This is a genomic window from Arcobacter sp. CECT 8989 (assembly GCF_004116715.1).
Classification (GTDB): Bacteria; Campylobacterota; Campylobacteria; order Campylobacterales; family Arcobacteraceae; genus Halarcobacter.
On the sequence record NZ_PDKE01000014.1, the window covers coordinates 53,891 to 78,281 of the forward strand.

The 24,391-nt window shown below is 30.0% G+C and carries 23 protein-coding genes; 1 reads left to right on the forward strand and 22 read right to left on the reverse strand.

Annotated features, from left to right (window positions below):
• The 14 genes from CRV02_RS12505 to yajC form a co-directional block, all read right to left on the reverse strand.
• Complete coding sequence (locus tag CRV02_RS12505; protein WP_129090598.1) at nt 1-1,638, reverse strand: cation:proton antiporter; 1,638 nt, start codon at nt 1,636-1,638, stop codon at nt 1-3.
• Nucleotides 1,639-1,650: 12 nt separating this feature from the next.
• Entirely contained in the window at nt 1,651-3,765 is a 2,115-nt protein-coding gene (locus tag CRV02_RS12510) for a DEAD/DEAH box helicase (protein ID WP_129090599.1), read from the reverse strand.
• On the reverse strand, nt 3,755-4,192 hold the full coding sequence (locus CRV02_RS12515) for a polymer-forming cytoskeletal protein (protein ID WP_129084384.1): 438 nt from the start codon (nt 4,190-4,192) through the stop codon (nt 3,755-3,757). Before CRV02_RS12515 ends, CRV02_RS12510 begins: the two co-directional genes overlap by 11 nt.
• Entirely contained in the window at nt 4,138-5,079 is a 942-nt protein-coding gene (locus tag CRV02_RS12520) for a M23 family metallopeptidase (RefSeq protein WP_129090600.1), read from the reverse strand. Before CRV02_RS12520 ends, CRV02_RS12515 begins: the two co-directional genes overlap by 55 nt.
• Complete coding sequence (locus tag CRV02_RS12525) at nt 5,069-6,238, reverse strand: folylpolyglutamate synthase/dihydrofolate synthase family protein (RefSeq protein WP_129090601.1); 1,170 nt, start codon at nt 6,236-6,238, stop codon at nt 5,069-5,071. The genes CRV02_RS12520 and CRV02_RS12525 overlap by 11 nt, the downstream gene beginning before the upstream one ends.
• Nucleotides 6,239-6,748: an LPS assembly lipoprotein LptE gene (lptE, locus tag CRV02_RS12530; RefSeq protein ID WP_129090602.1), complete on the reverse strand. Its 510-nt coding sequence runs from the start codon at nt 6,746-6,748 to the stop codon at nt 6,239-6,241.
• A 1-nt stretch (nt 6,749) separates the two neighbouring features.
• Nucleotides 6,750-9,215, reverse strand: a complete 2,466-nt coding sequence (gene leuS / locus CRV02_RS12535; protein WP_129090603.1) for a leucine--tRNA ligase — start codon at nt 9,213-9,215, stop codon at nt 6,750-6,752.
• The gene (locus tag CRV02_RS12540; RefSeq protein ID WP_129084379.1) at nt 9,215-9,559 is read right to left on the reverse strand and encodes a DUF6394 family protein; all 345 of its coding nucleotides are present in this window, start codon (nt 9,557-9,559) and stop codon (nt 9,215-9,217) included. The genes leuS and CRV02_RS12540 overlap by 1 nt, the downstream gene beginning before the upstream one ends.
• Nucleotides 9,560-9,635: 76 nt before the next feature.
• A complete protein-coding gene (locus CRV02_RS12545) occupies nt 9,636-10,130 on the reverse strand; it encodes a hypothetical protein (protein WP_129090604.1) in 495 nt (164 codons plus the stop codon).
• 84 nt (nt 10,131-10,214) lie between these two features.
• Complete coding sequence (locus CRV02_RS12550) at nt 10,215-11,357, reverse strand: pentapeptide repeat-containing protein (RefSeq protein WP_129090605.1); 1,143 nt, start codon at nt 11,355-11,357, stop codon at nt 10,215-10,217.
• A gap of 47 nt (nt 11,358-11,404) precedes the next feature.
• Nucleotides 11,405-11,623: a hypothetical protein gene (locus tag CRV02_RS12555; RefSeq protein WP_129090606.1), complete on the reverse strand. Its 219-nt coding sequence runs from the start codon at nt 11,621-11,623 to the stop codon at nt 11,405-11,407.
• A gap of 392 nt (nt 11,624-12,015) precedes the next feature.
• Entirely contained in the window at nt 12,016-12,984 is a 969-nt protein-coding gene (secF, locus tag CRV02_RS12560) for a protein translocase subunit SecF (RefSeq protein ID WP_129090607.1), read from the reverse strand.
• Nucleotides 12,984-14,552, reverse strand: coding sequence for a protein translocase subunit SecD (secD, locus tag CRV02_RS12565; RefSeq protein WP_129090608.1), 1,569 nt, complete (start codon nt 14,550-14,552; stop codon nt 12,984-12,986). The genes secF and secD overlap by 1 nt, the downstream gene beginning before the upstream one ends.
• Before the next feature lie 69 nt (nt 14,553-14,621).
• A complete protein-coding gene (gene yajC, locus CRV02_RS12570; RefSeq protein ID WP_129084374.1) occupies nt 14,622-14,894 on the reverse strand; it encodes a preprotein translocase subunit YajC in 273 nt (90 codons plus the stop codon).
• Between the two features lie 28 nt (nt 14,895-14,922).
• On the opposite strand from yajC, the gene CRV02_RS12575 reads away from it, so the two are divergent.
• Complete coding sequence (locus CRV02_RS12575; protein WP_129090609.1) at nt 14,923-16,155, forward strand: apolipoprotein N-acyltransferase; 1,233 nt, start codon at nt 14,923-14,925, stop codon at nt 16,153-16,155.
• On the opposite strand, the gene CRV02_RS12580 is transcribed toward CRV02_RS12575, so the two are convergent.
• The 8 genes from CRV02_RS12580 to CRV02_RS12615 are packed head-to-tail and all read right to left on the reverse strand — an operon-like array spanning nt 16,145 to nt 24,343.
• Nucleotides 16,145-17,536 (reverse strand): CCA tRNA nucleotidyltransferase, encoded by a 1,392-nt coding sequence (locus CRV02_RS12580; RefSeq protein WP_258239307.1) that lies wholly within the window; start codon nt 17,534-17,536, stop codon nt 16,145-16,147. The two genes, CRV02_RS12575 and CRV02_RS12580, sit on opposite strands and share 11 nt — an antisense overlap.
• The gene (locus CRV02_RS12585) at nt 17,514-18,329 is read right to left on the reverse strand and encodes a mechanosensitive ion channel family protein (protein WP_129084371.1); all 816 of its coding nucleotides are present in this window, start codon (nt 18,327-18,329) and stop codon (nt 17,514-17,516) included. Before CRV02_RS12585 ends, CRV02_RS12580 begins: the two co-directional genes overlap by 23 nt.
• A gap of 11 nt (nt 18,330-18,340) precedes the next feature.
• Nucleotides 18,341-20,062: a proline--tRNA ligase gene (locus tag CRV02_RS12590; RefSeq protein WP_129090611.1), complete on the reverse strand. Its 1,722-nt coding sequence runs from the start codon at nt 20,060-20,062 to the stop codon at nt 18,341-18,343.
• Nucleotides 20,063-20,072: 10 nt separating this feature from the next.
• Nucleotides 20,073-21,365: a glutamyl-tRNA reductase gene (gene hemA, locus CRV02_RS12595; RefSeq protein WP_129090612.1), complete on the reverse strand. Its 1,293-nt coding sequence runs from the start codon at nt 21,363-21,365 to the stop codon at nt 20,073-20,075.
• Nucleotides 21,366-21,368: 3 nt separating this feature from the next.
• Entirely contained in the window at nt 21,369-22,265 is an 897-nt protein-coding gene (locus tag CRV02_RS12600; protein WP_129090613.1) for a polyprenyl synthetase family protein, read from the reverse strand.
• Between the two features lie 8 nt (nt 22,266-22,273).
• Entirely contained in the window at nt 22,274-22,570 is a 297-nt protein-coding gene (locus tag CRV02_RS12605; RefSeq protein WP_228712676.1) for a DUF2018 family protein, read from the reverse strand.
• Nucleotides 22,571-22,572: 2 nt separating this feature from the next.
• Nucleotides 22,573-23,868 (reverse strand): histidinol dehydrogenase, encoded by a 1,296-nt coding sequence (gene hisD / locus CRV02_RS12610; protein ID WP_129084367.1) that lies wholly within the window; start codon nt 23,866-23,868, stop codon nt 22,573-22,575.
• Nucleotides 23,855-24,343 carry a shikimate kinase gene (locus CRV02_RS12615; protein ID WP_375137087.1) on the reverse strand — a complete coding sequence of 163 codons (489 nt, stop codon included), beginning with the start codon at nt 24,341-24,343 and terminating at the stop codon, nt 23,855-23,857. The genes hisD and CRV02_RS12615 overlap by 14 nt, the downstream gene beginning before the upstream one ends.
• Nucleotides 24,344-24,391 lie beyond the last annotated feature (48 nt).

Consider the following 24,391-nt stretch of genomic DNA (forward strand, 5'->3'; position numbering starts at 1 on the left):
TTAATCTTCTTTTTGCTCTTTTATAAAATTAACTCTACACTCTTTTGTTTCATCAACAAGTGCACGTGCAACAACATCATCTTCAACAATAATATGCTCTAAGTGTAAAGACTCTAACTCTTGTTTTTCACTAAATCTAGTTACTTTAACAATTGTTTTTGTGTTGTGAGTTAAATCATCAATAACTTCACAAATAAGATGCAACTTCTCTGGGTTATCAATAGCTACAATAACCGCACAAGCATCTTTAATATTTACAGACTCTAAGATATGTTTATGAGCTGCATTTCCAAAGATGATAGGTTCATTATCTTTATATCCCATCTCAAAGTATTTTAAGTTGTGCTCAATAATTACATAGTTATGTCCATCTTCTCTTAAGTTATGAGCAATCTCTTGACCTAAGTGTCCAAAACCTAATACAACAATATGACCTTTTGTATCTTTATCAACATTGTGTGTCTCTGGAAGTTTTAACGTATCTTCTGTTAAAAGTTTCGCTGCAATTGATGACATATTTTTTAAGATAATTGGAGTTAAAATCATTGAAATAACAATAGTAACTATAAGTATCTGTGAGTATGTTGGATCAATTAAACTTCTACTTCTAGCAAGCTCTAAAATAGCCAATGAGAACTCACCAATTTGAACTAAAGATAAAGCCGTTTTAAAAGCAACTCTTTTTGTATCATCAATTCTTACAAGTAAGTAGATAATTAAATATTTTAATGAAACTAATACAGGTAATAAAATTAAAATAATTACAATATTGTCTGCAATTATTTTGAAGTTGATTTGCATACCAACAGTAATAAAGAAAACACCTAATAATAAGTTTCTAAATGGAGTAAGGTCAGCCTCAACTTGATGTTTAAATTTAGTCTCACTAATCATCATACCTGCAACAAATGCTCCTAAAGAGTAAGTAAACCCAAAGTAGTGAGCTAAATATGAAGCTCCAATTGCTACAAGTAAAACAGAACCTACAAATAGTTCATCAGATTTTGATTTTGAAACGTGCTCAAAAAATGGTTCTAATAAAAACTTACCACTTATATATAGTAGTGCAAGTAAAATACCAGCTGCAACAACTGTCTCAAATACTAAAGATGAGATACTTTTATCATCACCTGCAGCAAATAGTGAAATCATAAGTAAGATTGGAATAACTGCAATATCTTGCATAATTAAAATTCCAAGAACTCTTTGCCCATGTCTTTTTTTAATTTCATTATTTTCATTATATGTTTTTAAAACAATTGCCGTAGAAGATAGAGATAAAGCAGCACCTATAATAAGTGATGTTCTAAAATCAAAACCAAAAATCAACATACAAATAGAGATTACAAATGCTGTTGTAACTACTATTTGTAAGGTTCCAGTAAAGAATACCTCTTTTCTCATTCTTTTTAGATGTTCTAAAGAGAACTCTAAACCAATTGTAAACATTAAAAATACAACACCAAACTCTGCAATCTCTTTTAAGTCATGATTATTCACAGCCGCATGTAAATTAAAGACATATGCAATGATTGTACCTGTTAAAATATAACCAATAATTGTTGGTAAATGGAATCTTTTTAAAATAAGATTAACTACTATTGCAATCAATAGTGTCCAAACGATAATTCCTAACATCTCTTCCTTCTTTTATAAATAATGCATTTGCTTGTATCCTTCAAGCCTTTTTTTATAAGCTGAATTAAGCATGGCATTTTTGTTATCAAGAAAATCAATAGCTAAACACTCTTGATTTCCTCTACCTATTCTTCCTAAATATTGAATCAATCTTCCATAATAAGAAATCGGTGTAGCAAATATAATCGTATTTAAATGAGGGAAATCAATTCCTTCACCAAAATATGAAGTCGTTGCTAAAATTAGACTTTTAGACTCAACAAGTTTAATCTTTTCACTCTGCTCTTTTTTACTCATACTTCCATGAATAGAAACATAATCTATTTGTTCATTTTCAAGCAGTTTTTCTAAAGCATTAATATGTTCAATTCTATCTGTTAAGATTAAAATCTTTCTGTCTTGATGAAGCTTTATTTGCTCGATAATTAGCCCATTTCTTGTTTCATCTACACATAATTCATTAATCAATGTAGCATAATTATCTGCTTCACATATAAAGTCTGTTCGTATTATCTCTAATTTATTATTAAAAGTTTTTTTCTTTTTATATTCATAGGAAATATCACCTAGCTGTTGGAATAAAATTGGGTCTAATCCATCTTTTCTTTTAGGTGTTGCACTAAGACCTAAAATATACTTTCCATAGAACTGTTTAACTATCTGCTCGAAGGTAACAGCGGGGATATGGTGACATTCATCTACTATCACAAAAGAGTAGTTATTTATAATCTCAGGAGAGTTTTTAAGACTTTGCATAGTTGCAACATCAATTTTTCCATTTAATTTATTTTTACTCTTTCCTAAAAAGCCAATATCTGCTCTTTTATAATCAAAATACTCAACAAATCTATCTCGCCACTGATCAAGAAGCATATTTTTATTTACAATAATCAAAGTAGAACAAGTTCTTTGTTCAAACATTTTTGCACCAAGTAATGTTTTACCAAAACCAGGAGGAGCTACACAAATAGAGAACCTTTTTTTAAGCATTCTATCTATAGCTTCTTGCTGTTCACTTCTTAGTTCAAATAAAACCTTTTTTGTTTCTATCTCTTCACAATATGTTTTATCATCAATTTTAAAATCAACTTTATTTACATCTAAATACTTTGAGATTTGATAGATAAGTCCCCTTGGAAGTTTTAAGTAGTTTTCATCTTCTTCAAAGTTTTTTATTACCCTTGGAGTATTATAAAGTGGTTTTCTAAGACTCAACAGTACTTTTACTTGTGGGTTATCAAAAGAAGCAAAAGCTTTTAGCTTATTTATAAAACTTCTTGATAAGTTTTGCGTTGGAACATATAAATAGTCATATAGTTTAATCTCTAATTTAAATAAGGGGAACTCTATATCATCAAACATTAAATCAGTTTTATCAATCTTTTCAAAATCATTGTATTTTAAAACTGTTTTTTCAGATACCTTAGAGATATTTTGTAAAAGTTTCCATTGGTCTTTATAAACCTCTTTAGAGTTAGGCTCAAAAAACACTGTTTTATTTGAGTCTCTAAACTTTAAATGAAGAGGTAACTCTATTGGTTCATCGAAACTTCCATTTGTTACAAACTCTTTTGTAGGAAAAATCTTTGCAGAAATATTTGATTTTTTCAAAATATATTGTGCAAAAGTTTTAGCAGACTTTGTTTCTAACTCTTTTTCAAAAAATACCCATACTAAAATTGAGTTATAAGAGCTATACTCAAAAAGTGCTTCAATATCTATACTTGCAAAGGTTTTTAATATCTTAGAGATATCTTTTTCTAAAACCTCTAAAACTATATATTTACTTTTGTTTGTTTGATTTATTAAGTATGAAGCTAGCTGAACTTTTCCTCTTAGGTGAAGCTCAACTTCATTGTTTGTTAGAGGTAAATAGTCACTTCCTCTAAATGTTTGAGTTAAGGGATAAAAGGCTTGTTTAGAGCCATCTTTACTAGTCCATTTTTTTGCAAAAATATCTGTTCTAGCAAAAAATAGAGATTTAAAAAGTTCTATCTTTTCATCTTTTGATAGACTCTTTTTTTCTTTTTGATTTACTATAGCTTCAAGAGTTTCAATCTCTTTTTCTATAGTAGTTTTTTGTTCATAAAGTTCTTTTAATCTTTCTTCTATTTTTTTATGATTCATGCTCAATCTGGTGAGACGGTGTGATAATGATATTATTTAGTTTATTTTCTATTTCATCATATCTACTTTTCAGTTTAGAACCTTTTCTAACACCTTGACCTTCAAATTTTCCATCTTCTTCAATACTAAGTTCATTGTATTTCATATTTCCAATGACTTTACCTGTTGAAAGAATTTGTACTTCATTACAGTCAATTTTACCATCTAAAAGTCCACTAACTATTAAGTTATTAGCTTTTATATCACCTATTACTTCACCTGTTTTACCAATTGAAATAACATCGGCTTCTAATATAACACCTTCAAATTTTCCATCAATATGAACTGTACCCTCTGTAGTAATTCCACCGATTATACAAGTCCCGTGGGCAATTACTGTAGCACCATTTTGTGTTGTTCGCTTATTAGCCTTACCAAAGATTCCCACTTAACTCTCCTTTGTTTAGTAAAGATTTTATCATAATTTTTAAAATTCCATGTTATAAAGTCTTTTGGATTTAATATTTTTCCACCATATCTTACTTCATAGTGTAAATGTGCACCACTACTTCGTCCACTATTTCCACTTAAACCAATAACTTGACCTTTTCTAATTACATCACCAAGCTTTACTTCTGTTTTATTTAAGTGTGCGTAAATAGTCATAAAACCAAAACTATGTTGTAGTTTTATAACTCTACCAAAGTCACCATTATCCCTTGACCTTACATAAACAACAACACCATTTGCAGTTGCTTTAACTGGTGTTCTCATTTTTGCTTTTAAGTCAATTCCTCTATGGAACTTTTTTCTTTTTGTAATTGGGTGTATTCTATAACCATATTGAGAGGTTACCCTTGTACTTTTTAATGGGCTACCATTTGGTATAGTTAAAAGTGTAAAATATTTTGTGTTATCACTTATTGAGTCTAAAGTCTCTTTAGTAAGCTGTTCTATTTTTTCATCTTTAAGACCAATCATTGATTCTATTTCATCAAGTTTTGAACTTAAAGCATCAATATCTTCTACTTTACTTTTAATTTGTAAGGAATAGAATTTATTTTGAGCTTGTAACTTCTCTTCTTTTTCATTTAGAGCTGTAATCTCTTTCTCTTTTTTTTCAATTTCTACTTCTTTTTTCGCAAGTTCTCTTTGCTTTTGCTCTTTTAAAGTCTCCATTTTATCACTTAAATTGTTGATAAACCAAGAACCTCCACCAATAATAAGCAAAACAAATAGAACAATAAAGACAATAAGTTTTTTTGCAATTTGATGTACATTAAAGGCTTTTGTTCCATGTACATCAGAAACAGTAATAATTAATCTATTCTTCATTTAATCTCATATTTTCTAAAAATTTTTCCACAACTAAAAAGGAACCAAAAACTAAATACTCTTTATCTGGTTCTATATTTTCTAAAGAAGTTACCATTATATTTAAATTATGGCAAATTTCCAATAAATTATTTTTATCTACGATTCTTTTGTCATCTAAGTCGATTATTGTTATCTTTGTAACAATAGGTTTTAAAATAGTTAAAACCTCTTTATAATCTTTGTCTGCATAAGAATTATATATTAAATGTACTTTTTTATTATTGAATTCTTTGACTAAAAATGTAGCTGCTAGGGGATTATGACCCACATCTATAGTTATATTTTTTTTAATTTTTTCACATCTTCCTGATAGTTTTACTTCATTAAAAATATCAAGGTCAATATCTATATTTAACTCTTTTAATGCTTCTATTACTAAATGCAAATTTAGTTTTAAATATGAAGCAAATCTTTCATCTAAGCTATACTTATCAAACTCTTTAACAGTTTGTATAACTATATCTCTTCCAAACTCATCTTTTAGTTCATCTTTTACTTTTAAAGCAGTTTCATAAACTTTGTTTGAAGTTTGGTAACCAATTAGCATTTTAGTATCCACTGAACGCATTTTAGTTCTTGCAATTTCTTCTATTGTGTTACCTAAAAAGCTTTGGTGGTCAAGTCCAATTGTAGTAATAAGAGATAAATCATTTTTTGCAATATTTGTTGCATCAAACTCACCTCCAAGTCCCGCTTCTAAAACTAGATAATCAAAACTTGAACTTAAAACAAAGGCTAAAAGAGTTGTGTATTCAAAATAAGTTAGTTTTTCTAAAAGATTTAAAGGCAATATCTCTTGAAGTTTTGAACTTGCCATTTGTAGTTCTATATCACTACTATCTCTTCCATTTATCCATATTCTTTCATTAAATTTCATTATATGAGGAGAAGAGTAATGTAAAGTTCTAAAGCCTTTTTTATGTAAGTAATGAGATAAAAATCTTCCTGTACTTCCTTTTCCATTTGTTCCAACAATATGAATAATAAAAGGAAGTTCAAGGTGCTCTGAAAGTATTTTCCAAGAGTTTTGTACTATTGAGAAGTCTATCTTCTCATAGTACATCGTTTTGTGCTGTAATACTTCTTCTAAAGAAGCTTTCTTAAAATCAATAAGCATCTACTTCTTTTTTTCAAAAGATTGCACTGCTAATTTAGAAATAACCTCTTCTAAAGCTTTATTAGCCGCATTTCTAATAGCTTCAAATCTTTTTGAGTCTGTAATAGTTGCACCTTTATTAATAGAGAATTCATAATCTCCACTAACTGAAAAAGATTTTTTTCTTCCATCTTTTTCATATGCAACATTAATACTTACAATAGCTCTATAAAGGTTATTATAACCATCTTCATCATCTTGTAGTTCTTGCATTCCTACAGAGTTTAGTTTTACATCTAAAATCGTATCAGCTAAGTTTTTATCAAATACAAGTTTTGAATCTAGTCTATGTACTATTAGCTCATGCATTGCATCTTTGATAATTACTGCATTTCTTGGGTCTTCTAAGTTAATAATTAAATTAACATAGATAGAACCATCTAATTGTCTTTTTGCATAGTGACTTGATGGTTTGTAACCACAAGCTGTAAATACAAAAACTATTAATAATACTAATAGACTATTTTTCATCTTATCCCTTAACAACTAAGTTAACTAATTTATTTGGTACAACAATCTCTTTGATTAACTCTTTACCATCAATCCATTTTGCTGCAATTTCTTTTGCTGAAGCTAAAATCTCTTCTTTTGAAGCACTTGGAGCTACTTCTACTTCTGCTCTTTTTTTACCATTAATAGTAACAGCTAAAACAATTGAGTCTAAAGTAAATACTTCTTCTTTAACTTCAATTTTTGAAGAGAAGTTCTTTTTAGCAAATAGTTTATCTGCTAAATCCCAACAAGCATGAGGAATAATTGGCTCTAAAATGTTTGTTAATATATAGTAACCTTCTGCCCATACAAGTTCATTGTTTTGTGCTTGAAGTGCGTTCATTGCTTCCATAGATGCAGCAATTAAAGTATTAAATGTATATGTTTTATTAAATACATCATCAGCTTTTTGAACTGCTTCATATACTTTTCTTCTAGCTTCTTTTTCTTCTTTTGATAAAGAAGAGTGGTCTATGTTTTCAAAGTTTGCAACTGCATCTTCTGTAACATTTACTGATCTCTCATAGAATTTTTTAATAAATTTAAATGAACCTTCTACTGCTGAATCATTCCACTCTAACTCTTTTGTTGGAGGTGCAGCAAATAGAATAAACATTCTAGCTGTATCAGCTCCATACTTTTCTACAATAGAATCAGGGTCTACAACATTTCCTTTTGATTTAGACATCTTAGCACCATCTTTAAGTACCATACCTTGTGTAAGTAAGTTTTTAAATGGCTCTTTTGAGTTTGTATATCCTAAATCATTTAATACTTTAGTAAAGAATCTTGCGTAAAGTAAGTGTAAAATTGCGTGCTCAATACCACCAATGTATTGGTCAACATCCATCCAGTAATCACTATCTTTTTTAGAGATTCCTTCTTTTTCCCATTTTGCATTGTTTGTAGCATATCTTAAGAAATACCAAGAAGACTGAACAAAAGTATCTAAAGTATCTGTTTCTCTAACTGCTGGTTTTCCACAACAAGGACAAGTTGTATGCTTCCAAGTAGGATGAGTATCAAGTGGGTTACCCTCACCTGTAATCTCTACATCTTCTGGAAGTGAAACAGGAAGATTTTCTTGTTTTTCAGGAACTAAACCACAATCATCACAGTGAATAAATGGAATTGGTGCTCCCCAATATCTTTGTCTAGAAACTCCCCAATCTCTTAGTTTGAAATTGATTTGTTTTTTACCAAGTGAGTTTTGCTCGAAGTGATAAATAATAGCTTTCTTAGCTTTGTTGTTTTTAAGTCCAGTGAAGCTTTCTGAATCGATTAATTCACCTTCATCTGTATAAGCTTCTGTTTGGTTAGATAGGATTCCATCTTTTCCAACAATAACTTGTTTGATTGGTAAATCATATTGTCTAGCAAACTCAAAGTCTCTTTGGTCATGAGCTGGAACTGCCATAACAGCCCCTCCACCATAAGATGCAAGTACGAAGTTAGCAACCCATACAGGAATAGACTCACCAGTAAGTGGATGAATAACATCAATCTCTAAAGAAACACCTTCTTTAGGCATAGTTGCTCTATCTCTTTCACTTACTTTTTGCATAGCTTTAATAGCATTGATTTTACTATCAGGAAGAAGTTTATTATCAACGATATATTTTACAATTGGATGCTCTGGTGCTAAAGCTGAATAAGAGATTCCATAAATTGTATCTGGTCTAGTAGTAAATACTTGATAAGATGAGAATTGGTTATCTAATTTATATTTTGCTTGTTTTGATAAAAGAAGATTAAACTCTAAACCTTCACTTCTACCAATCCAGTTCTCTTGCATAGTTAAAACTTGTGATGGCCACTGACCTTCAAGTGTTTTTAAATCGTCAAGTAACTCTTGAGCATATTTAGTAATTCCTAAATAATATCCTGGCATCTCTTTTTGAACTACAGTTGTTCCACATCTCCAACAGCATCCCTCTTCTAACTGCTCATTTGCTAATACAGTTAAATCATGTGGACACCAGTTAACAGTTGTAGATTTTCTATAAAGAAGTCCCTCTTCAAACATCTTGATAATGAACTCTTGTTCCCACTTTGTGTATAGTTCATCAGAAGTAGCGAACTCTCTTTCTTCAGAGAAAGATAAACCTAAAGCTCTTAATTCATCTCTCATATAATCGATGTTTTCATAAGTCCATTTTTTAGGGTGAAGCTTATGTTTGATAGCTGCATTTTCCGCTGGCATACCAAAACTATCCCATCCAATTGGATGTAAAACATTAAAGTCTGCTTTTCTAAAGAATCTTGCGATTGCATCACCTAAACAGTAGTTTCTAACGTGTCCCATGTGGATTCTACCACTTGGATATGGGAACATACTTAAAATATATTTTTTATCTTTTTTATAATCATCACTTGGCTCAAAAGATTTATTTTCAACCCAGTAATTTTGCCACTTACTTTCAATACTCTTTGGACTATATTCCATTAATAATCTTCCTTATCTTGACTTTTTGCACTCTCAATTAAAGCTAAAGCTATTGAGAAAAGATTTGCTACAACAGCTCCGATTGCTAAGGCTATTGCCATTGATTCATCACCCACAAAAGTTAATACCATGAACGCTGGAATAAGGTGTAAATCAGCAACTAAAGAACTTGCTAATAACTCTGCTGCTAAAAGGTTTTTAACACCTATTTTTAAAATTGTTGAGATAACATTAACACCTGCTGCTAAAAATAGTGCTACTGCATTTGGCTCGTAGAGAAACCCTGCTGTTGTTGTTAATGACATTAGTGAAAAGAATATATAGGTTACTTTACCCCAATCCATGAATTATCCTTTTATAGATTTTTACTTTTAAAATTTAAGCAAATATAATATCTAAAAAAGGATAAAAAATGGCTTTCTAGCTATTTTTTAGCTTACTGTACTTGAAACCTTGGAACATTTTAAAAATCAAATATATGATGATTAGTTTAATTGTAAATTGAACAATTGTATAAATCCCAAAGCCATTGAATTCAAACTCAAAAGGATTGATAATATTGTGAAATAATAGATTAAAAGTCATATCTTTTGTGATATAAAAATATAAACCTAAAAGTCCATACATGATAAGAAAATAGAACTGATTTCTATGCATATTTACAATACTATAAACAAAGTGCCAAATAAAAAATGTCACGAATATTGCTATTAAAAACTCTTTGAATACTCCATCTTGAATATCAATAACATATGATCTTGCAATACTTAAATGATAGTACTCAATAATAGATGAGATGATTTCAAAAACAAAAATCCATGTTAAAGTTAAGAACCAATCTTTTCCATCGTTTGATGTGATTCTATTAAAATAATATAACAAACCCTTTTGAGGTGCACTCATTGTTTTTTCCATGTTTTTCTCCATAAAGGTTTAAATAATAATTTTATATTAAAAAGAATTAAACATATATTATTAGTAAACCTTTTTATTAGGAGTTTATTTTCGTCTTGTGTTTTGACGGATTGAAACTATTAGTTGGTAGATTAAGTAGGCGATTATGATTTTATATATTAATGTTCCAAAAGAAAGTTCTTCACCTTTTGTCATTAAAGAAAAAGGGTTAATCATATTTGAAAACTCTTTTAAGTTTTTATCATCAATATAACTATTTGAATAAAAGATATAAATACAAATTGTAGATATCAAAATCCCAATATTTCGATAGAACTCATTAAATTTAGAAAGAAAAACTCCAAGCACAACTAAACCACCAAAAAATATTAAACTTTTTTCTATATAAACATCTTTATTCTCACAAGTTAAATCAAAACTTAAAAATGTTGAAATAAATGTTAAATTTATAATCCAGAATAAAGCTAATAACCATTCTTGTGAATGATTTGAAGCTAAGCCATGAACTTTAAAAACAAGCCACTCTAAAGGTCTTTTTTCAAATTTTAACTCTTTTTCCATTTCTTTCATTTCAAGAGCATAAAAACTATTTGAGTCAATTATATTATTCAAACTTTCGAAAGAATTTTTTATTACTCTCGCTGTTTCTCTATTACGTACAAGAATACTATATTTAATATTATTTGATGATTTCACATCTAAAAAACTAGGAACTTCTAGAAATGATGTTTCTCTTAAATTTAAATAAGAAAAGAATTTAGCTTCTCTAAATATAGTTTCATCAAAAAATTTTGTATATTTAAAGTTTACTGCATCTTGAAACTGGCATAGTGAAAAAACTGTCATTCCTTTAAACTTTACACTATTAAAATTTACTTGATTAAATTTAGTTCCATAAAAATCACATAAGGACTCAACTCTATTTTTATTAAAATCAAAATACCCTAATACTTCACATGACTTAAATCTAAATTCATCTTTAAGTATTGTATTTGATAAAACCAAATCTTTTTCGAATTTACATTTTTTAAATGAAACTCTTTTTTGAAAATTATACCTAGAAAAACATGCATTATCCAAAAAAGTACACTTTTTAAATGTAATCTCCAATTCATTAAAAATACTTATTAAAGTATCTTCTCTTATAGAAGGATATTCTCGGAATTGTACATCTCCTACATAATAAAAGTTTGTACCTGAATCTTGGAAGTCATCATAAGTATTCATATAAATTGTATCTTTTTCAAACTCTGGAAAAATTACATTATCGTAAATTATATACTCATTATAAGGATATCCATTTTCTTTATTATCCCAAATACTAAAAAGTTCTTCTCTAATCTCTCTCCAAAAAGCTTTAATTTTTTTTCAGATCCATACCAACTCTTATATCCATTCTCTTGAACTTTATACCAATCATCTTTTTCACAATGTAAAATACATTTATCTTTATCTTCAAAATTTTCTAAATTACAATTTTCAATACTACACATTAATACTCTTTAAATAAATTATTAGATTTATTATATTTAAATTGCCCTTTGGAGTCTTTTATTACTTTTTTTATAAAAAGTAAAACAAAAAATCGTATCGAAAGTTAGATTTTTAGGAATTTTATTCACGCAAAGCTAAAATTGTAAAACTCGACTTCGTCTCAAACAGTTACAATTTTTTAACGCTTTTTATTCATAAAATTTTTGTCCTAAAAATATAAATCGATACCTTTTTAAAAATACACAAGTATGTAAACTGTTAGAAAATTGGAGTTTTTTTAAGAAATCAAGGAAGAGAATAAAATTTAGAAGGGAGTTTACTGTAGTAAATGACCGACTAAATTTTATTATATGACGTAGAGTTATTGAAAAAGGAACTGTTTTATAACAGTTTACACAGTTCCTTTTTCATACATAGCTCTAAGCTTTTCCTTTTCTTTTTGCCTCTTAACCTTCTCAGCCTCTTTAGCTCTAAAACTCTCAATAGAGAATCTAAGCTGTACTAAGAATGAAGCAGCAATAAAGATAGATGAATAAGTACCAACGATAATACCTACAAGTAATGTAAAGGCAAATCCATTAATAATCTCTCCACCAAAGAAATATAAAGTTGCAACAACAAAGAATGTTGTCAGTGAAGTAAGAGTTGTTCTTGATAATGTTCTTGAAACAGAACTATTAACTACACTATTAAGAACTGACTCTTTAGATGTTTGCACACCTTCTCTAATCCTATCAAATACAATAATTGTATCGTTTAGAGAATAACCAAGTATCGTAAGAATTGCAGCTAAGATATCAAGGTTAACTTCTACACCCACAAGAGAAATAGCTCCAAGAGCAATAATAACATCGTGTGCTAAGGCTAAAATAGAAGCAATGGCAAATCTCCACTCAAATCTATATGATACATAAATAAGTATCACAATAAGAGATAAAGATAAAGCCATAATACCTTTTTCTCTAAGCTCTCCACCAACCTTTGGTCCAACCATATCAACTCTTCTGATTTCAAACTTACCAGTTGAATCAAGTAGTTTATGCATCTCATCACCAATATCATTTGCTAAGTTAGATGATACCCCTGAGATTCTAATAACTACTTCTTCGTCACTACCAAATTTTGTAATAGAAGAACCTTTATATTCTGTTGAGTTTAATACAGTTCTGATTTTGTCAATTGGTGCTTTGTGTTCATATTGAACTTGAACTAAAGTACCACCTGCAAAGTCAATACCAAAGTTTAATCCTCTTGTAAAAAGTAAAACAAGTGAAACAATAACTAAAACAGCTGATAAACCTAAAAATGGGATTCTTTTACCCATAAAGTCATGAACTTTTGTACCTTTAAAAATTTCCATTATTTAATCCCAAACCATTTATTTAAGTTTTTGTCTTTTGCAATTTTTGGTAATAATGCTTCATAAATACCATGAGTTCCTAAAATTGCCGTTAACATTGAAGCTAAAATACCAATAGAGATTGTTACTGCGAAACCTTTGATTGGTCCTGTTCCATATGCATATAAAATTACAGCAACAAGTAGTGTTGTAATATTTGCATCAAGAATTGCTCTCATTGCATTTGAATAACCATCTTCAATAGCTTTTGGTATAGATACACCTTGTCTTAGAAGTTCTCTAATTCTTTCCCCAATAATAACGTTCGCATCAACTGCCATACCAACTGTTAATACGATACCTGCCATACCTGGAAGTGTTAGAGTTGCTCCAAACATTGCCATTACAGAAATGATAATAAAGATATTAGTTACAAGTGCAACATTTGCGATAATTCCTGCTCGTCTGTAGTAAACAATCATAAAAATAAATACGATTAAGAAACCAGAGATAAGTGCTATTGTAGAAGCTTTAATAGAATCAGCACCTAAGCTTGGTCCTACACTTCTTTTTTCTAATAGTTTAACAGAAGCTGGTAAAGCACCAGATCTTAAAGCAATTGCAACATTTCCTGCTTCAACAACTGTGAAACCACCAGAAATCTGACCGCTTCCACCACCAATTCTTTCTCTAATATTTGGTGCAGAGTAAACTTTACCATCAAGAACAACTGCAAGTCTCTTACCTACATTTTTAGCTGTGAAGTCACCAAAGATTCTAGCACCTGCACTATTTAGTGTAAAGTTAATAATTGGTTGGTTTGACTGGTCAAATGCAACTTGCGCATCTACTACTTGAGAACCATTTAAAATAGGAATCTCTTTTACAAGATACTTAACATTTGGGTTATCTGTAGCTTCTAAAATGATATTTCCATATTGAGCTGCTTGTGCTTTTGACATAGTATAAACTTGGTCAGCTCTCTCTTCATCAACAGCCATAAGTTCTAAGTTTGCTGGTTTTGAGATAAGCTCTCTTGCTGCTTTTTCATCTGCTGCTGTTTTGATACCTGGAAGTTGAACAACGATATCTGTATCACCTTGTCTTACAACATTTGGTTCAGCAAGACCAAATTGGTCAAGCCTATTTCTAATAGTTTCAACTGCTTGTGCTACTGCTTGGTCTTTAGTTTTAACTTCTTCATCTGCTGTTAAAATTAAAGAGTAATCAAGCTCATTTTTAGTGATTTGTAAACCACTAATTTGTTCAAGCATTTTATCTACTTTTGGTAACTCATCTGAGTCTAATACTGTAAAAACAATTCTATCATTGTCTCTGATACTTAAGCCGTCAATTAAGATATCTTCATCATTTGCGAAGTATTTAACTGCTGTAGCTATTGATTTTATTTTTGAAGTAACTGCTTCATCAGTTTGAACACCAAGAAGCATATGTAATCCACCTTGTAGGTCAAGCCCTAAAGAGATTTTTTTACCAGTTTCAGTTTGTAAAAAAGATGGTACAGAGAATACAACTCCAAAAATTATACTTAATATAAATATAACGAGTCTGTAATTAAAGATTTTCAAATCAATCCCTTAAAATAAGAAGTAAACATAGAATTTAAAACATGTAAGAGATTACATGTTTTAAAATAATTATTCTGAAAGTTTTGCAACGAATTCTTTTGCTAATTTCATTTGACTATCATCATGGTTTTTTACAATTAAGAAGTCTTCTTCTACTTTTGTAATTTCTACCATTAAGCCACCATTTGTTACAATTTTATCGCCTTTCTTTAGAGCCGCAATCATTTCCTTATGCTGTTTAGCTTGTTTTTGTTGTGGTCTAATAATTAAGAAGTAAAAAATTGCAAATAATGCAACTAGGGGTAACAATGAGCTTATTAAGTCTGCACTTTGACCTTCCATCAAATTTCCTTTTAAAAAGTATTTTTCTATGTTTTTAATAAAACGGGCTTATTCTAACAAAACTAATATAATAATAGGCTTGATAACTGCCATTTCTTTGAGCTCTTTTATCTACTTAGAACACTATGAAATATTCTCAAAACTTTTAAACACTTTTTTAGCACTTTTATCTTTTTATTTGCTACTTACAATAAATCGAAAAAGTTTTGTAATAGCAGGTTTTTTTACAGGGATTTTATGGTTTTATTGGATAGGAAATAGTTTTCAATATTATGATTTAGCCTTTTTAAAATATCCAGTTATTTTAGGTATAGGTTTGGGCTATGCTTTATTGTTCTATTTAATGACTATTTTTAACAAAACTTGGTTTAGAGCTTTAGCTATATTTTTAGTTTCATTTGTTCATCCTATGGGCTTTAATTGGTTTATGCCAGAACTTGCTTTAGTTGATAGTTATCTTCCTTTTTTTAAGGCTTATTTTGCTCTTATTTTAGCTTTAGTTTATATGTTTGTTAAACTCGGTGGCTTTAAAAAAGCTATTGCAGTTGTGCCTTTACTATTTATTACTTATTCTAGTGGTATTTATATTGATTCAACGGGGCTTAAAATTTCTATGCCTCAACTGATGACTTCACAAAATCAAAAATGGCAACAAGAAAATTTAGCTAAAACTATTGATAAAAACTTGAGTTTAATTGATAACGCAATAAAAGAAGAGAGTGATTTAATAATTCTTCCTGAAACAGTTTTTCCTGTTGTTTTAAATACAGAAGAGTTTTTAATGGATACACTTTTAAAAAAATCAGAACAAATAGATATTATTGCTGGAGCTATATATTTAGAAAATGGCAACTATTACAATGCAACATATCATTTCAAAAAAGGAAATCTTGATATTGCTAAAAAAGTTGTTTTAGTTCCTTTTGGAGAAGAGATTCCCCTTCCAAAGTTTTTAGTTGATTTTATAAATGATAAGTTATACAATGGAGCACAAGACTATAAAACAGCTTCTAAACCAACTGACTTTAATATCCATGGAATAAGTTTTAGGAATGCTATTTGTTATGAAGCAACAAACGAAAAGCTATATCAAGATTTAGGTGATACAAAATATATGATAGTAACTTCAAATAATGCTTGGTTTACTCCATCAATAGAACCAACACTTCAAAAGATACTTTTAAAATATTATGCTAAAAAGTACGGTATTACAATTTTCCACTCTATAAATGGAAGTAAAAACTATATTCTTAGGCCATAAACTTTTCTTTTATGGCCTTTAAAATTTCTTCTTTTTCTAGAGATTCATCTATTTGAAGATTTAGTGCAAACTCTAAAATCTCTTTAAACTCTTTACTTGGTTTCATTCCAAGAGAGATTAAGTCTCTTCCTTGAACTAATGGCTTTAATCCTTCATGGGAGATATTCATCTGTCTTGCTTGTTCTAAGACCCAAGAAATAGCCTTATCACACTTGTCTTTATCTGGAATTGTTCTTCCTTTGCAATCTGCAAGACAAACTATACAAAGGTCTTCAATAGAACATTTTAAAGATAGCCTTTTTACTGCTTTTAAACTAGATTCTGCTTTATATAACTGAAATGGTGCAAGGTGATTTTTCACAAGGGGAACTACTTTTTCAATAAACTTTTTTTCATCAGTTAATCTACTTAAAAAACTAATAGTAGGTTCAACTCCTAAAGCTTCATGTTTATGAGAAGTTACTCTTCCTTCATCTGTAGTTTCAGTACAAAAGGGTTTTCCTAAATCATGGCAAAGAAGTGCATAAAATAGATATAGGTCTCTGTATTCATCTCCCGTTTTATACTTTGCCATCTCATCAAGTGTCATTAAAGTATGCACCCAAACATCACCTTCCGGATGATACTCTTTGTCTTGAATGCAGCCATCTAAAGCCTCAAGCTCAGGAAAGTGTTTTAAAATACCTAAATCTTTTAGAAGATTAAAGCCAAGTGATGGCTTTTCTGCTTTTAAAAATAGCTTTTTAAACTCTTCATATACTCTTTCTTTAGGTAAATACTTTAACTCATCATCTTCTACCATATCTTTACATAAAGAAAAAGTTCTCTCATCTATTTGTAGCTCGTATCTAGCTATAAATTGTATCGCTCTATAAACTCTTAAAGGGTCTTCAACAAAGGTTTCATCTTTTATATGACGTAAAGTTTTTTCTTCTAAATCTTTTAGTCCACCATTTGGGTCTAAATATTCATCTTCAAAATAATCATATCCAATAGAATTAATAGTAAAGTCTCTTCTTAAACTTGCCTCTTGAAAGCTTAAGTTTCCATTTGTAGTTACTTCAAAGTCTCTATGTCCATGCCCTACTTTTTTCTCTAATCTTGCAAGGGCAAAATCAAAGTCATAGCCGTCTACATTTAAGATAAGTACGCCAAAAGATTTTCCAACTTGTTTTACTGTTCCATATTTTTCTAAAACAGTTTGAACTTCATCTAAAGTGTCAATATTAAACAGCTCAATGTCGAAATCTTTATTGGGAATATTTAAAAGGGAGTCTCTTACACAGCCACCTACAAGAATAGGTTTAACACCTACTTCTTGTAAGTTTTTTAGTATATCAATTAATATTGATGGTAAATTAGTTTTTATGTTTGAATACATGTACATCTGTTTGAGGATAAGGAATAGAAATACCCTCTTTATCAAATGTAAGTTTTACATTTTCTGTTAAGTCAAATTTTACAGCCCAGTAATCAGGAGTATTAACCCAAGCTCTAACTACAAAGTTAACTGAAGAGTCTGCTAATTCAGATACTGCAACAGTCACACCTTTGTCTTGTAAAACTCTTTCATCAGCTTCAACGATTTTTGTTAAAGTCTCTTTTGCTTTTTTAATATCATCATCATAACCAATACCAACAAGTAAATCTACTCTTCTTGTATCGTGTGCATTTACATTTTTGATGTTTCCACCTGTAATTGCTCCATTTGGCACAATAATTTTTTGGTTATCAGGAGTTTTAAATTCAGTATTAAAAATACCAACTTCAACAATAGTACCAGCAGTTCCACCAGCTTCTACGAAATCCCCTACTTTGAAAGGTTTGAAGAAGATAATCATAACACCAGATGCAAAGTTTCCTAAAGAGTCTTTTAGGGCTAAACCAATAGCAAGACCAGCAGCACCTAAGATTGCAAAGAATGAAGTTGTATCAATTCCTAACTGTTTTAAAGAAGTTAGAATTACAACAACCATTAAAACATAATAAACAATATCATCTAAAAAAGAAAGAAGTGTTTCATCTACATTCTTTTTCTTGTTCATCATTTTTACTAAAAAGTCAGTAAGTTTTCTAGCAAGAAACTTACCAATAACAAAAATAACTATTGCAGTTGCAATATTTAATGCATATAATCCAACCATATCTGAAACAGCTTGTACACTCTCTTCCATTATTTATCCTTTTATTTGATTTTTTCAAAAAGAACTTGAGAAACTCTTGCTACTTCAACTTCTTCTTTTTCTAATGTTTTTCTATCAATAATTTCAACGAAACCATCTTTTAGTTTTTTACCAACAACTACTGCATAAGGGAAACCAATAAGTTCAAAATCAGACATTTTGAAACCAAATCTCTCTTTTTTTCTATCATCAATAATTGTCTCAACTCCTAAAGCTTTTAAGTCTTCATAGATTTTAAGACCAGCTTCTAGCTCTTCATCTTTTTTAGCATTTGAAACAATTACATCTACTAAGAATGGTGCAGTCTCTTTTGTCCAGATTGCACCTTTGTCATCATGATTTTGCTCAATTACTGCTGCAACAAGTCTTGAAACTCCAATACCATAACATCCCATTTCAAATGGTTTTGCTTTTCCATTTTCATCTAAGAATGTAGCTTCCATAGCTTCAGAATATTTTGAACCTAATTGGAAGATGTGACCTGCCTCAATACCTTTTGTATATTGTAGTTTTCCACCACAACAAGAACAAGTATCACCTTCTTGAACAGCTACAAGGTCAAAGTACTTTACATCTTTTAAAGATGAAAGATCAGTTCCTGTAAAGTGATAGTTTTCTTCATTTGCACCACAAACTAATCCAACTTCATCTTTTATCTCTTCATCTACAACGAAGTTAATATTTTCTGGTAATCCAAATGGTCCACAATAACCAGCTACTAAACCAGCTTCTTTAATCTCTTCTTCCGATGCATCTACTAACTCTAAAGCATTTACAGCATTACAAGCTTTTGTCTCTTCTAACTCATCATTTCCTCTTACAAAGAAAACAACAATTTCAGTGTTTTCTTCATAAACAGCTTTTTTCATAACTGCTTTAATTGATTGAGCTTGAGATGTACTTAAGAAGTTTGAAACCTCTTCAATAGTTTTCATACCTTCTGTTAAAACTTTCTCTTGAGAGATTGGAGTATTTGTTGTCTCTTGCCAATTTGGTACAACTCTTTTAGCTCTAGTTGCTGCTTCAATATTTGCACCATACTCACAATCAGGACATACAACAATTGTATCTTCACCACTATCAGCAAGTACCATAAACTCTTTAGAACCACTTCCACCAATAGCTCCTGAGTCTGCATCAACAACTCTAAAATCAAGTCCTAATCTAGTATATACATTTTTATAAGTTTGCTCCATAAGGTCAAACTCTCTTTTTAAGTCTTCTGCACTACTATGGAAAGAGTAAGCATCTTTCATTAAGAATTCTCTTCCTCTCATAAGTCCAAATCTTGGTCTAGCTTCATCTCTAAATTTTGTGTATATTTGATAAAGATTAATTGGTAAGTCTTTATAAGAAGTAATTCTATTTTTTACCATATTTACTACAGCTTCTTCATTTGTAGGACTTAAAACAAAATCAGCATTTTTTCTATCTTTAAATCTTAAAAGCTCACTTCCCATTGTTGTAGCTCGTCCAGATTGTTCCCAAAGTGATAAAGGAGTTACAAAACCAAATTGTACTTCATTTGCTCCACTTTTATCCATCTCTTCTTTTACAACTGCTCTAATTTTGTCAAGAACAATTTTTCCTAATGGCATATAATCATAAATACCAGCTCCAGTTTGACAAACAAATCCACCTCTAATTAGATATTGGTGTGATGGTAGTGTTGCATCACTTGGTGTTTCTTTTGTAGTTGGTATAAACATTTGAGAAAATTTCATTTAATAAATCCTATTCATTATTTTTTGTTGCGTGTTCGCATTTATTTAAAAAGTTTGTATCTTTTAGTCCAAAAATTGATTGAACTGTTCCTACAACAACATCACATTGACTATCTTTTGAGATGCTTTTTAATCTTGTTGAAGGTTCGTGTAAATACTCTGTTAAAACTGTTTGACAAAGTTTTTTAATATTTTCTTGGTCTTCTTCTTTTATAAAACCTTTTTTTATAGCGTATTGAAGTTTTTTATCTATTACCTCATCACCTTTTAGATACATGTGTTTTATTACAGGTTCTACTTCAAGTGATTTAAGCCATTCAAAAAACTCCATAGACATTTTGTTTACGATTGAGTATGCTGTTTTTGCTTGTTTAGCTCTTAGAGTCATATTTTCATCAACAATATCTTGTAAATCATCAACTGAGTAAATATCTAAGTTTGGCGATTCTATATCATCAATATCTCTTGGTACTGCTATATCAAACCAAAATCTATCAAAAGCACACTCATTTACCATCTCTTGCTTGATAATGGGGTATGGTGCTGCTGTTGCTGTTATCATAATAGGAATATGATTTAACATCTTTTCTAAAGTAGAATACTCTTCAACTTGAACATGTTGTTCAAAGCTATCTGCTAGCATTTGAGCTTTTTTCGTATCTCTACTTGTTAAAATAACATCAAATCCAGAAGAGATTAAGTGCTTAATTGTAAGTTCACTCATTTCCCCTGCTCCAATAACAAGTGCTTTTACACCACTTGTATCACCAATAATCTCTTTTGCTTTTGCAACTGCTGTTGAAGCAACAGAAACAGAACCTGTTCCTAAGCTTGTAGCATTTCTTACTGCTGCTGCACATTTAAAAGAGTAGTGAAGTGCTCTTGGAAGATTTTGTTCACAATATTTTTTAGCTAAAGAGAATCTAAAAGCATCTTTTAGCTGTCCTACAATTTGTGTTTCACCAATTACTAAAGAATCTAAAGCAGAAGCTACTGAAAACAGATGGTGAATTGCTCCATCATTTTCATAAATATCTGCTCTATCAAAAAGGTTTTCAAACTCAATTCCAGAATAGTTAGCAAGTCTTTCAATAATAGATTTTGCTGCAAGTTTAGAGTTGTTTGCAGCCGAAATAATCTCTACTCTATTACATGTAGAAAGTAAGATAGCTTCTTCAATATTTGTATCTGTTAATACTTGTTTTAAAAATCTATCTTTACTCTCTTCATGGGGAAATGCTAGTTTTTCTCTAGTTTGAATATCAGTATTTTTATGTGAAAAACTAATACATAAATAACTCATAAATTAAAACTCTCTTTCAATCATTGCACTCATAATTTGAACTAAAGATTCATTGTTTTCATCTTTAACTGCTTCGATTGCTTCAATTCCAAGCTCTTTTGCTTTTGTAATAGAATCAGCAAGTGCATTTGTACTTATGATTTGTTCTTTTATCCAAGAGCTTTCATCTTGAGATAACTCTTTTTTGTATAAGCTTTCTAATTTCGTTTTATCTTCTAATCTTTCATGAAGTAGTAAGTATGGAATAGTTACTTTCCCTTCAACAAAATCAAGCATTGCAGGTTTTCCTAAAGTAGCACTATCTTGTGTAATATCTAAAATATCATCAATCATTTGAAAAGCAAGTCCAAGGTTTTTACCATAAAGTGCATATTTCTCTTTATTTAATCCAGCTAAAATAGCAGCAGATTTTGCACTTGCTTCTATTAATGATGCTGTCTTTTTATAAATCATATCAAGATACTTATCATATGAAGAGTTAAATTCATTTGTTAAATTTACATCTAACATCTCTCCAATACTTAAAAGAGTAACCGCATTTGAAACATTGTATGCCACTTCTCTATTCATTTGAGAAAGTTCAGTAAAGGCTTTTGAATATAAAACATCTCCAAACATAATCGAAGTTTTATTATCATATAAAGCATTGATTGAAGGTTTACCTCTTCTAGTATCTGCTTCATCAATAACATCGTCATGTAAAAGTGATGCTGCATGAATCATCTCAACTACAGCACAAAGTTTGATTGATTCTTCGTTTACACCTGCAATTTTCAAAATAAGTTTAGACCTTAACATCTTTCCAGTTGCTAATTTATCTAATAACTCTAAACTCTTTTCATCGTTACACTCTTCAATGAAACTTTTTATTTTGTTTTTAACTTCTTGTAACTCTTCCACTTTTAACCTTATGAATCTAATCTACAAATAATATCGCCTGTAAGCTCTAAGTACAGACCTTTTTTCATTCTTTCAATCTCTTCGCTGTTTGTTAAAACTTGTGTTCTAACTTCATTGTTAATATCGAAATCTTCACCTTTAACTTCTGTTAAAAGTTTTTCCATAACAGCAACTTTTTCAAGAAGTTTGTCAAATTCATCTTCAACAACCTCTTTACTTGCTTGTCTTGTTACATCAAAATATTTAGACTTTGGTGTTCCTGTGAAGATATCATCTTCATCTTCTAGTAACCAATTCTTTTCCATGACTATTTATCTTCCAGTCTTACTCTAACAGATTTTGCGTGAGCTGTTAAACCTTCTGTATCAGCAAGTAAGGCACAAGCTTCACCTAACTCATCAATTGCTTGTTTAGAGAAGTTGATAATTGAACTTTTCTTTAAGAAATTTTCAACATTTAAGGGACTGTAAAACTTAGCTGTACTTCCAGTAGGAAGTGTGTGGTTTGGTCCAGCAATATAATCACCTATTGGCTCAGGAGTATTTTCACCTAAGAAAATTGCACCTGCGTGTTTAATCTTTGGTAAAAGCTCAAAAGAGTTTGCAGTCATAACTTCTAAGTGTTCTGGTGCAATCTCATTCATAAGTTCAATTGCCTCATCCATAGAAGAAGCAACAATAATAGCTCCTCTATCTTCAATTGATTTTCTAGCAATTTCTTCTCTACTTAGAGTTTGTAAGTAGTTTTCTACTTCAATACTTGTTTGTTTTGCAACTTCTTCATCTATAGTAATCATAATAGAACTTGCCATTTCATCATGCTCTGCTTGAGATAAAAGGTCAATTGCTAAGTATTTTGGTTTAGCTGTACTATCTGCTAAAATTCCAATTTCAGAAGGCCCTGCAATCATATCAATATGAACTTCTCCAAATACAAGCTTTTTAGCAGTTGCAACGAAGATATTTCCAGGCCCAGTGATTACATCAACCTTTGGAATAGTTTCAGTTCCATAAGCCATAGCAGCAACAGCAGATGCTCCACCTACTTTGAAAGCTTTTTCAATACCACAAATATGACATGCTGCAAGTAATAGTTCATTTACTTCATTATTTGGAGTTGGAGTACATACCACAATCTCTTCAACACCAGCAACGATTGCAGGAATTGCATTCATAAGTAAACTACTTGGGTAAGCAGCTTTTCCACCAGGAATATAAAGTCCAGCTCTATCTACAGGAGTTACTTTTTGTCCTAAGATAGTTCCATTTTTTTCAAAGTCAATCCAAGATTTTGGTAGTTGTTTTTCGTGATAAGTTTTGATTCTATCGTATGCAATATGTAAAGCTTCTTTTAGTTTTTCATCAATATTTTCATAGGCTTTTTTCATATCATCTTTTGAAATTTGAAGCTCTTCGTCACTTTTAACTTCCCACTTATCAAACTTTTCAATGTGGTTTTTTAAAGCTTTATTTCCATCTTCTACGATTTCATCAATAATTCCAGTTACTATTGATGACACCTCTTTAATATCAGTTTTAGCTCTTGCTAAAATATTTTCAAACTCTTGTTTAAAATCTGCATTATTAGTATTAATTATTTTCATTTACTTTTCCTAAAATTTCTTCTACTATTAAGTTCAAATCTTTATTTTCAACATTTACTGTTATATCAGAAACTCTTTTGTAATCTTCAACTCTTTGATTATAAAGCTTTTTAGCTTCATCAAGATTACTTAAAAGTGGTCTTTTTTTAAGTTTTGATTTTGCATTAGGGGCAGAATGTATTCTATTTAAAATCCCATCAAAGCTTGATTCTAAATAGATTATTGTTCCTATTTTATGGATATTTTCTTGTTTAAAGAAACCTCCACCAGTTGAGATAATCGTATTATCAACATTTTTTTCAAGCCATAGAGCACACTTCTTTTCTAAGCTTCTAAAGTAAGGCTCACCTTCATCTTTAAATATTTTCTTTACTCTTCTATTCTCAACACTCTCAATTAAGTCATCAGTATCAATTGCAAAATAGTCACTTGATTTAACCAAGGCTCTTGCAACCGTTCCTTTACCAACTCCCATAAAACCAATAAGAATAATATTATTTTTTTTACTCAACACTTCTTCCTG

What these genes read in the sequence shown, in the direction of transcription:
- CRV02_RS12605 (WP_228712676.1), bottom strand. Translation starts at nt 22,570, where the DNA reads ATGGAAAAGAATTGGTTACTAGAAGATGAAGATGATATCTTCACAGGA.
- CRV02_RS12545 (WP_129090604.1), bottom strand. Translation starts at nt 10,130, where the DNA reads ATGGAAAAAACAATGAGTGCACCTCAAAAGGGTTTGTTATATTATTTT.
- CRV02_RS12580 (WP_258239307.1), bottom strand. Translation starts at nt 17,536, where the DNA reads ATGTATTCAAACATAAAAACTAATTTACCATCAATATTAATTGATATA.
- lptE (WP_129090602.1), bottom strand. Translation starts at nt 6,748, where the DNA reads ATGAAAAATAGTCTATTAGTATTATTAATAGTTTTTGTATTTACAGCT.
- hisD (WP_129084367.1), bottom strand. Translation starts at nt 23,868, where the DNA reads ATGAAAATAATTAATACTAATAATGCAGATTTTAAACAAGAGTTTGAA.
- yajC (WP_129084374.1), bottom strand. Translation starts at nt 14,894, where the DNA reads ATGGAAGGTCAAAGTGCAGACTTAATAAGCTCATTGTTACCCCTAGTT.
- CRV02_RS12590 (WP_129090611.1), bottom strand. Translation starts at nt 20,062, where the DNA reads ATGAAATTTTCTCAAATGTTTATACCAACTACAAAAGAAACACCAAGT.
- leuS (WP_129090603.1), bottom strand. Translation starts at nt 9,215, where the DNA reads ATGGAATATAGTCCAAAGAGTATTGAAAGTAAGTGGCAAAATTACTGG.
- hemA (WP_129090612.1), bottom strand. Translation starts at nt 21,365, where the DNA reads ATGAGTTATTTATGTATTAGTTTTTCACATAAAAATACTGATATTCAA.
- CRV02_RS12505 (WP_129090598.1), bottom strand. Translation starts at nt 1,638, where the DNA reads ATGTTAGGAATTATCGTTTGGACACTATTGATTGCAATAGTAGTTAAT.
- CRV02_RS12540 (WP_129084379.1), bottom strand. Translation starts at nt 9,559, where the DNA reads ATGGATTGGGGTAAAGTAACCTATATATTCTTTTCACTAATGTCATTA.
- CRV02_RS12520 (WP_129090600.1), bottom strand. Translation starts at nt 5,079, where the DNA reads ATGAAGAATAGATTAATTATTACTGTTTCTGATGTACATGGAACAAAA.
- CRV02_RS12575 (WP_129090609.1), top strand. Translation starts at nt 14,923, where the DNA reads ATGTTTTTAATAAAACGGGCTTATTCTAACAAAACTAATATAATAATA.
- CRV02_RS12585 (WP_129084371.1), bottom strand. Translation starts at nt 18,329, where the DNA reads ATGGAAGAGAGTGTACAAGCTGTTTCAGATATGGTTGGATTATATGCA.
- CRV02_RS12510 (WP_129090599.1), bottom strand. Translation starts at nt 3,765, where the DNA reads ATGAATCATAAAAAAATAGAAGAAAGATTAAAAGAACTTTATGAACAA.
- CRV02_RS12525 (WP_129090601.1), bottom strand. Translation starts at nt 6,238, where the DNA reads ATGCTTATTGATTTTAAGAAAGCTTCTTTAGAAGAAGTATTACAGCAC.
- CRV02_RS12615 (WP_375137087.1), bottom strand. Translation starts at nt 24,343, where the DNA reads ATGGGAGTTGGTAAAGGAACGGTTGCAAGAGCCTTGGTTAAATCAAGT.
- secF (WP_129090607.1), bottom strand. Translation starts at nt 12,984, where the DNA reads ATGGAAATTTTTAAAGGTACAAAAGTTCATGACTTTATGGGTAAAAGA.
- CRV02_RS12550 (WP_129090605.1), bottom strand. Translation starts at nt 11,357, where the DNA reads ATGAATACTTATGATGACTTCCAAGATTCAGGTACAAACTTTTATTAT.
- CRV02_RS12555 (WP_129090606.1), bottom strand. Translation starts at nt 11,623, where the DNA reads ATGTGTAGTATTGAAAATTGTAATTTAGAAAATTTTGAAGATAAAGAT.